The sequence below is a fragment of the Sphaerochaeta sp. S2 genome (assembly GCF_016406725.1).
Taxonomy (GTDB): domain Bacteria; phylum Spirochaetota; class Spirochaetia; order Sphaerochaetales; family Sphaerochaetaceae; genus Sphaerochaeta.
The window spans coordinates 1-5274 of sequence record NZ_JAEKNT010000394.1; the positions used below are offsets into that span (position 1 = coordinate 1).

At 48.6% G+C, this 5274-nt stretch carries 6 protein-coding genes; 1 reads left to right on the forward strand and 5 read right to left on the reverse strand.

Annotated features, from left to right (window positions below; genetic code table 11):
* From JF818_RS11635 to JF818_RS11655, 5 genes are all read right to left on the reverse strand, one after another.
* Positions 1 to 156, reverse strand: a 156-nt coding sequence (locus JF818_RS11635) for a Gfo/Idh/MocA family oxidoreductase (protein ID WP_198892173.1), incomplete at its 3' end; no start/stop codon positions are given.
* Positions 157 to 163: 7 nt separating this feature from the next.
* On the reverse strand, positions 164 to 1207 hold the full coding sequence (locus JF818_RS11640) for a zinc-binding dehydrogenase (RefSeq protein ID WP_198892174.1): 1044 nt from the start codon (positions 1205 to 1207) through the stop codon (positions 164 to 166).
* Positions 1208 to 1209: 2 nt separating this feature from the next.
* Positions 1210 to 2310, reverse strand: coding sequence for a sugar kinase (locus JF818_RS11645; RefSeq protein WP_198892175.1), 1101 nt, complete (start codon positions 2308 to 2310; stop codon positions 1210 to 1212).
* A 19-nt stretch (positions 2311 to 2329) separates the two neighbouring features.
* Positions 2330 to 3775, reverse strand: coding sequence for a decarboxylating NADP(+)-dependent phosphogluconate dehydrogenase (gene gnd, locus JF818_RS11650; RefSeq protein WP_198892176.1), 1446 nt, complete (start codon positions 3773 to 3775; stop codon positions 2330 to 2332).
* A gap of 19 nt (positions 3776 to 3794) precedes the next feature.
* The gene (locus JF818_RS11655; protein WP_198892177.1) at positions 3795 to 4637 is read right to left on the reverse strand and encodes a MurR/RpiR family transcriptional regulator; all 843 of its coding nucleotides are present in this window, start codon (positions 4635 to 4637) and stop codon (positions 3795 to 3797) included.
* A gap of 147 nt (positions 4638 to 4784) precedes the next feature.
* On the opposite strand from JF818_RS11655, the gene JF818_RS11660 reads away from it, so the two are divergent.
* Positions 4785 to 5274 (forward strand): ABC transporter substrate-binding protein (locus tag JF818_RS11660; RefSeq protein ID WP_233067488.1); only part of this gene is annotated, 490 nt, incomplete at its 3' end.

Genomic DNA, 5274 nt, shown 5'->3' on the forward strand with positions numbered 1-5274 from the left:
GGTGAAAGCAGTAATATTCCATTCGGTAGCAAATGTTTGGGCTTTCTCATTGTTCCTACCCCAAACAGCAACCAAGGTACTCTCCTCTGCTTCATTGATGGCCTTTGCATGAACGTGTGCTACCTTGCCATATCCTACCAGTGCATAACGAACCATGTTTTCCTCACTTTTTCCCGGGAACCAGTACAACCTTGAGAAGCTCTTCTTCTCGATTGTAGAGTTTGTCGAACCAAAGGGGACCTTCTTCAAGCGGTACCACCTTGCTGATCAGGTCATCAACCACAAGTGTCTTGTTCGCCATCATTTTCAGGACGGCTGGATATTCCCCGTTTATCGCACAAGTTCCCTGGAGCCGGATCTGCCGGGTTACAACGTTCTGTAGTGGAATCTTGATCTCAGGAGTGATGTTTCCGACCAGAACTACCTCTCCTCCCTTTTTTACCAGGGAGAGTGCTGTCTGGACGGGAGCTGTTGCCCCGACGGCCTCGAAGACCAGAGGGAGCATCTGCCGGTCAGTTATCTGCTGAACGTGTGAGAGCATATCACTGTCTGTGGGGTCGAATGCTTTGTCTGCACCAACTTCCAGTGCTTTTTTCCTTCTGTTTGCATTAAGGTCCAATGCAATGATGGTTCCACTGGTCATGGTTCTCAGCAGCTTGATGATCAAGAGCCCGATCAATCCAGCTCCTACCACTGCAACATCATCAGCGAGGGAGATGTTGGCTTGTGAGATTGCATGGGCTGCTACTCCTGCTGGTTCAGCAAGGGATGCCGGAATAAAATCCAAGGCGGGAGGAAGGTGAAACAAGACACGCTCCTCCACCAAGGCATACTCAGCAAAAATACCATCCTGTTTGTACTCCTCACAACTCACCCCAAGCACCCTGCGATTGTCACAGAGGTTGAATAGGCCTTGTCTGCAATAGGAACAGGTTCCACAGTAGATGGTTGAGTCGAAGGTAACACGATCACCAACAGCAAAGCCGGTAACCATGGATCCTACTTCCTCGATGATGCCACTTCCTTCATGCCCCATGATGATGGGGGGTCGGCGTCGTCCACTTGAGCCATCATAGCCGTGGACATCACTACCACAGATGGCAGCAGCCTTGATGCGTAAAAGCACCTGGGTAGGGGAGGTGATGGCAGGACGCGGAACATCCTGAATTTCCAATTTCTTGTAGTCAGTGAGAACGAGAGCTTGCATGGTTACCTCTGAATTCGTGCACTGCCGCCTTGGGCAAGTGCTTCCACCTGGGCCAGGCTGGCCATGGTGGTATCGCCGGGATAACTGGTCAGGAGTGCTCCATGAGCCCATCCTAAGCGCAGTGCCTCTTCCGGTTCCTTTCCTTCCAGCAATCCATAGATGAGTCCACTGGCAAAACCATCGCCACCACCAACCCTATCAAGGATATCCAGTTCACAGGTAGGAGCCTGATACCCCTTCCCGTTTAGATAGAGTACTGCACTCCAGCGGTGTCGGTTGGTTGATTGTACTTCCCTCATGGTGGTTGCTACTGCCTTGATCTGGGGAAAACGTTTTGCAACTGTCTCCATCATTGCATAAAAAGAAGAGGGGTCGAGCTTGTCACTCTTATGTACTTCCGGTCCCTTGAGCCCCAAGCCAAGCTGGAGGTCCTCTTCATTGCCAATGAGCACATCAACATGCTCAACAATGGAGGAGAGGGTTTCCTGGGCTACCTTCTGGGGGTCTTGCCCCGTATCGGCAATGGACTTCCATAGTTTCTCTCGGTAGTTCAGGTCAAAGGAGATAATGGCTCCCTGTTCCTTTGCTTTTTTCATCGCACGGATGATCAGGGAAGGAATGGCAGGGGAGAGTGCACTGAAGATGCCTCCGCTATGAAACCATCTGACCTTGTTTGCAAAGATTGCATCCCAGTCGAAGCTATCCTCGGTTAGGAATGATGCTGCCTCGTTGCTACGATTATAAAAGACCACAGGGGCTCGGAGGCCTTGTCCACGGTCACTGTACACATGAGCCATATTGGGGCCCCTGACCCCATCATGGGCGAAGCGCTTGTAAAACGCTTGTACCCCCATTCTCCTGACCTCACTCTCAATCTTCTGTCCAACCGGGTAGTCTACCATTGCACTGGCAATGGCAGTTCTTTGTCCAAATGCCCTGCTCAGGTTTGCAGCGACGTTATATTCACCACCTGAAACATGCAAGTCAAGATTCTGGGCATATTCGAAAGGGATTACGCCCGGGTCGAGACGAACAACCAAGGCTCCCAGCGAGAGAAAATCCAAGGATGCGTCCTTTTTGTTCATTAGTGGAATTGATGCCATCTGCAAACCTCCAGTGTGCTTATACGGTATAGGTGGTGCTGGCGGTATCGCCGCCTCGCCCAGTCCAGTTTGTGTGGAAGAATTCTCCCCGCTTCTTGTCTACCCGCTCATACGTATGAGCTCCGAAATAGTCACGCTGTGCCTGGAGGAGATTAGCCGGTAGGCGTTCGGTCCTGTAGCTGTCGAACCAGGAGAGAGCAGCACTCAAGGACGGGGTAGGAATCCCATTCAGCGCAGCAGCAGCGACCACTTCTCTCAGACTCTGGTGATTCTCTTTCAGAATCTGGACGAAGTAGGGGTCCATGATAAGGTTCTGCAGCATGGGATTCTTGGTGAATGCCTGGCTGATCTTGTCAAGGAATGCAGAGCGGATGATGCAGCCACCTCTCCAGAGCAGGGCAATCCCTCCTAGGTTCAGGTCCCAGTTGTTTGTCTCTCCCGCTGTCTTGATAAGGCTGAAGCCCTGTGCATAGCTGATAATTTTCGCTGCATAGAGTGCCTTCCCAAGCATGGTGATGAATTCTTTGGGATTAGAAACTGGATGGTTTGGTTCCAAGTCATACACCTTACTTGCAGCTAGGCGCTCGTCCTTCTGGCTGGAAACGCTTCTTGCGAAGACGGATTCAACGATCAAGGTCAAGGGAACACCCTCATGCAGTGCGCTGATACCGGTCCATTTACCAGTTCCTTTCTGTCCTGCGGTATCAAGGATCTTATCGAGTAGGAAGGAACCATCTTCTTCCTTATAACCAAGAATATCCTTGGTTATCTCGATCAGGTAGCTGTCCAGGTCTCCTTCATTCCAATCCGAGAATATGCTTTGCATGCTTTCATTGTCCAGTTTAAGAATTCTATGCATCAGGTCGTAGATCTCACCGATAAGTTGCATATCACCGTACTCGATGCCGTTGTGTACCATCTTTACAAAGTGACCTGCTCCTCCCTTTCCGATCCAATCACAACATGGCTCGCCATGCACATGTGCGCTGATGCCCTGCAGGATGGGCTTTACTGCTTCCCATGCAGACTTTGAGCCACCAGGCATGATGGATGGACCCTTCAAGGCTCCTTCTTCTCCACCTGTCACTCCTGTTCCGATGTACAGCAAGCCTTTGCTTTCCACATAGGTCATTCTTCGCTCACTGTCTTCATAGTTGGAGTTTCCTCCGTCAATGATGATATCTCCTGCTTCCAGGAGGGGGATGAGCTTTTCAATGGTTTCATCGACAGCTTTTCCTGCCTTCACCATCATCATCACTTTCCTGGGGCGTTCCAAGTGTTCAACTAGTTCCTCAAGGCTGTGTGTACCGATGATGTTCTTTCCTTTTGCTCTGGAATCAAGGAAGGCATCGACTTTGGAAATGCTACGGTTATAGACAGCAACACTGAACCCTTTGCTCTCCATATTGAGCACCAGGTTTTCTCCCATTACTGCAAGGCCGATAAGACCAATATTTGCTTTCATTTATATATGTCTCCTCATCTTAAATTCTTCGTTTTGCGATAACATCTCTCATTTTATTCAAATTTTCCACCCCGGTATTCTCCATGAGTTCAAGGATTTCCACATACAGGACATCGAAAAGCACCAAGGAGGTGATCCTGGCAGAAAAGGATTCTGCAACTATTTTCGAACAACAAGGGCTTACTGACAAGACATAGTCTCCCAGTTTTGCCAAAGGGGATCGTGCATTGCTGGTTAAAATAAGCAGCTTGGCTCCATTGTTTCTGAGCTCTTCTGCCAGGGCAAGGGTGTCATAGCCTTCACCGGTATGACTTACAATAAGGGCAACATCATCCTTTGTTGCTTGGCTGGCAAGCATCAGTTGCATATGGAAGTCAGCAGCATACTGGCAGTTGATGCCTGTTCTGATAAATTTATGATATGCATCCTGGGCAAGGGTATTGGAACCTCCGAGGCCCATGAGAAATACCGAGCGAGCCTTGGCGATCAATGTTGCACTTTCCTTAATTGCCTTACGGTCAATGGCCTCCAGTGTTTCAGAGAGGGTGCGTTGTGCATTCTTGAAGACCATACCCACAACATCTTCACCCTCAAGGAGCTCAGTTTCAAAGACTTGTTCATTTTTGGGGATGGTTTCCCTTGCAAGGGCGATACGAAAGCGTTGGTATCCAGAATACCCTAGTTTGCGGGCGAAGCGCACCATGGTTGATTCGCTGATCCCAATTCTCTCTGCCAGTTTCTCAATACTCGGGTTTACCGATTCCTTGGGATGTTCGAGGATGAAGTCAGCAATTTTCTTCTCTTTTGCACTGAGGGTGTTGTACTTGCTCCGAATCGTATAGATGGCACTTACTTCTTGCATGCTGTTCCTCTTGTAGTCAGTATAGTATGAAAAAAATATTCAGGCAATGAGAAAAAAATATTCATTTATCGCTATACAATTCCAAAAAAGGGGTTATACTATAGCCAAAAGGTTGTATTTGTACAATTTACAAAAGGAGAAGAAGAAATGAAGATGAAAACAATGGTCATTATTGCGTTGTTGCTCGGTCTTGTGTTGGCACCAATGTTCGCACAAGGGACTAAAGATGAAGCAGCCCCGCAAGAGATTCGTGTGTTGTTGGCTAACCACCCTTATGGGGAGTTGCTGAAGACCAAGATTCCTGAATTCGAAGCAGAGACTGGGATCAAGGTAAACTATGAGAGTCTGCAGGAGAGCCAGCTGACCAATAAGTTGACCACTGAATTTGCAACCAACAGTTCCACCGTGGATGTGTTTATGACTCGTCCTCTTCAGGAAGGCTTGATGTTCATCAAGAATGGTTGGTATGAGAGCTTGGACAACTATGACTTTGCTGATTATCCAGCGAACTCAGTAGATATCGGCAGAAAAGATGGTAAAGCCTACATTGTACCTCTCGTAACAGAGTGGCAGGTAATGTACTACCGAAAGGATCTGTTTAGAAAGGCTGGTCTTTCCGTACCTACTACCTTTGCAG

Bases quoted from the DNA above. Each gene is read 5' to 3' on its own strand.
- gnd (WP_198892176.1), bottom strand. From the start codon at position 3,775: ATGAAAGCAAATATTGGTCTTATCGGCCTTGCAGTAATGGGAGAAAAC.
- JF818_RS11645 (WP_198892175.1), bottom strand. From the start codon at position 2,310: ATGGCATCAATTCCACTAATGAACAAAAAGGACGCATCCTTGGATTTT.
- JF818_RS11655 (WP_198892177.1), bottom strand. From the start codon at position 4,637: ATGCAAGAAGTAAGTGCCATCTATACGATTCGGAGCAAGTACAACACC.
- JF818_RS11640 (WP_198892174.1), bottom strand. From the start codon at position 1,207: ATGCAAGCTCTCGTTCTCACTGACTACAAGAAATTGGAAATTCAGGAT.